Source organism: Coprobacter sp., assembly GCF_982436375.1.
On sequence record NZ_CEWDCG010000278.1, the window covers coordinates 1 to 2,953 of the forward strand.

Below are 2,953 nucleotides of genomic sequence, written 5' to 3' on the forward strand. Positions count from 1 at the left end.
CATCATGTCTGAAACATACCATTTACGGAGACTTCAATTTGGTAACGGTAGAAGAGGTCGAGAAACTGATGAGCGGTGATGCTTCGGGTAGAGTGTCGAGATAATTGACAATATAGTTTATATACTGAAAAACGGTTGCGAGGATTATCTTGTAACCGTTTTGTTTTTTTTGGGGTTAGCATTATAAGCTGTTTTCAAAATTTGTGGCATATATATAAAAAGAAAAGGTTGTCATCTCGACAACCAATCTTCGTTAACCTTAAATCTAATACCATGAAAAACACATTACAAATGTAGTGATAATATTTAATACGGCAAGGGATCGTACAAAATTTTGTATGCTATTTAACATGTTTTTTGATATTAGTGTATTGGATACGCTTATTTTTTGATTTATAAAGATTATTGTTTGATAAATCTTTTGAAGTATGAAGTGGGTATAATAGTAAAAGGTGTACACGACAGGTGTACACCTTTTATTTATTCGAATATTTTTAGACAGTTTCTAAAGAATTGATGCAATTTATTCTACATATAGGACTAACCCTTTTAAATATTCGCCTTCGGGGTGATAAATATTTACTGGATGGTCTGCTGGCTGAGTCAATTGATGCAGTATTCGTACACGTCTTTTAGATTGAGCTGCTGCACTGAATACAGCTAACCGGAAATTTTCTTTAGTAACGACTTGCGAACAGGAGAATGTGAAAAGAATGCCCCCCGGTTTTATTTTTTCAAAAGCTTTTGCATTAAGTTTTCGGTATCCTTGCAAAGCGTTGTGCAAAACATTTTTATGTTTGGCAAAAGCCGGAGGATCGAGAATGATCAGATCATACTGATCTCCCATTCTGTCGAGATATTTGAATGCATCTTCTGCGAAAGCTTCGTGCCGTCTGTCTCCGGGAAAATTCAGCTCTACATTTTTACAAGTCAGGTCTATCGCTTTGGCAGAACTATCGACCGAGTGAACAAGTTTAGCTCCGCCTCGCATGGCATAGAATGAGAATCCTCCAGTATAACAGAACATGTTCAATACCGAACGATCTTTAGAATAATGTTCGAGTAATGATCGGTTTTCCCGTTGATCGACAAAGAAACCGGTTTTTTGTCCTTTTAACCAGTCTACATGAAATTTTAATCCGTTTTCTATTGCTATATTCCCGGCATCGCCTCCGATCAAATATTCATTTTCCGGGTCGAGTTGCGCTTTGTAAGGGAGTGTGGTTTCTGATTTGTAATATACATTTTTTATTTGTTCACCCATTACATCGGTTAATGCTTCGGCAAGAATATGTCGGGCAAAATGCATACCGGGATCGTGTGCTTGCATTACGGCGGTTTTGTCATAAATATCTATGATTAGACCGGGAAGAAGATCTCCTTCTCCATGTACAAGACGATATGTATTATTTTGTTCTCCCCGATTGAGTCCGATGCTGTTCCGCAGATTATAAGCAACTTGTAACCGTTTCTTAAAAAACTCTTTATCGATAATTTCTTGTTCGAAAGAGAGTATTCTTACCGCTATACTGCCGATTTGGTAGTGTCCTATAGCAATGAAGTTCCCTTTATAATCTGTAACTTCGATAATATCACCCTCTTCCGGTTGTTTTTCAAAATGATGGATTGCTCCGGAGAATACCCATGGATGAAAGCGTTTAAGAGACTCTTCTTTTCCTGGCTTTAATATGACTTTGGTATAATTCATTTTTGTATGTAAGGTTATTTAAAAATAAATCGGAATAAGTCATTTCCGTTAGCATATATCAATAAACCGAACAACAGTGCCATACCTGTGATTTGTGCATACTCCATAAATTTTTCATTCGGTTTTCGACGGGCAATAACTTCGTATAATAAAAATAATACATGTCCTCCGTCAAGAGCCGGAATCGGAAGTATGTTCATGAATGCAAGGATTATAGAGAGAAATGCTGTCATTTCCCAGAATGCCTGCCAATTCCATACAGGGGGAAATATGCTTCCGATTGTTCCGAATCCGCCTAAACTATTTGCCCCTTCTTTAGTAAAAATATATTTGAGATCACTTACATAACTTTTTAGAGTAGAGAATCCTTTAGATATGCCGACAGGGAATGATTCCCAAAATCCAAAATGTTTTGTTACAAGAGGATATATTTCGTAAATAGGAGTGAGGCTTATACCTATTTTACCGTTTTTATCTACTGCCACAGAGGCGTTTTGTTCTTGTCCGTCTCGGTAAAATGTGATATTTACGTTTTTCCCTTTGTTTTGATTTAATAAATCGAGCATAATCGGAATATCCGGAATAGCTTTCCCATTTATAGCAGTCAGGCTGTCTCCGCTTTGCAGTCCGGCTTCGATTGCTCCGTTCCCTTTTATTGCTTCTTTAACTACTACAGGATTTCGGAACGAAGCGAATTTTTCGTTTGCCCCGATTAATTTTAACATAAATTCATCCGGCATGGTGATTGTTTCTGTTTTACCGTTACGGATGACTTCTACATTTTTAGCTTCAGCAATATTACGGATCATATCGCCTGATAATGTAGTCAATTCTTTTCCATCGGCTTTTATGGGGATATCTCCATCTTCAAATCCGGCTTTATGTGCTGTTTCGCTGAATGATAATCCGGCTTTAGCGTTTTTTAAAGGCAGATAAGATTCCCCCCAAGTAAAGGTTATCATAGAATAGATAAAAAGAGCCAGAATAAAGTTGAACAGTACCCCGGCGATCATGATCATCAGCCGTTGCCCGGCGGGTTTAGATCTGAATTCCCATTCTTGTTCGGGCTGAGCCAGTTGTTCTTTGTCCATAGACTCGTCTATCATACCGGCTATTTTCACATAACCTCCTAATGGTAACCAGCCGATACCGTATTCCGTTTCACTGTTTTTAGGTTTGAATTTAAAAAGAGAGAACCAAGGATTAAAAAAAAGATAGAATTTTTCGACTCTTACTTTGTAGATT

General features: G+C 37.5%; 2 protein-coding genes. Both read right to left on the reverse strand.

Features of this window, described 5'->3' with window-relative positions; genetic code table 11:
• Positions 1–523: 523 nt before the first annotated feature.
• Positions 524–1,708 (reverse strand): class I SAM-dependent rRNA methyltransferase, encoded by a 1,185-nt coding sequence (locus AC1WHX_RS11580; RefSeq protein ID WP_022389791.1) that lies wholly within the window; start codon positions 1,706–1,708, stop codon positions 524–526.
• A gap of 14 nt (positions 1,709–1,722) precedes the next feature.
• On the reverse strand, positions 1,723–2,953 hold a 1,231-nt coding region (gene rseP / locus AC1WHX_RS11585), incomplete at its 5' end, for an RIP metalloprotease RseP (RefSeq protein ID WP_481229413.1).